Origin of the sequence: Corynebacterium sp. HMSC035E02 (assembly GCF_001836065.1) — a bacterium.
Taxonomy (GTDB): Bacteria; Actinomycetota; Actinomycetes; order Mycobacteriales; family Mycobacteriaceae; genus Corynebacterium; species Corynebacterium hiratae.
The window spans coordinates 1-348 of the sequence record NZ_KV827348.1 but is presented as its reverse complement, the minus strand read 5'-3'; the positions used below and the strand labels follow the sequence as shown (position 1 = coordinate 348).

Here is a 348-nt window from a genome sequence, read left to right as displayed (position 1 = left end):
TATGCGCCATCCGCAGGGCCCGTTCGACCAAACTTGTGTCTTGAACGCTATCCATCGCCCAGCCCAGCACCCTGCGGGAATGGCCGTCGCGGACCGCACACAAGTACAACCATCCCTCGCTGGTGCGTAGGTAGGTAATATCCGACATCCACACTCGATTCAGCTCACCAGTATCAAACATGCGCTTGACCAGGTCAGGAAGAGTTGACTTACGCTTGGATTGAATCGTTGTCACCGGAACAAACGCACGCGGTGAAATCCCTTCAATGCCCATCATGCGCATCCGCTTAGCCACAGTCTTGCGATTCAGGGTGATCTGGTAGCGCTCGGTAAGTTCTGCGGTGATCC

1 protein-coding gene is annotated in these 348 nt (G+C 55.5%); it reads right to left on the bottom strand.

Annotated features, from left to right (window positions below):
- Positions 1-348 (bottom strand): DDE-type integrase/transposase/recombinase (locus HMPREF2635_RS07415; RefSeq protein WP_141761693.1); only part of this gene is annotated, 348 nt, incomplete at both ends.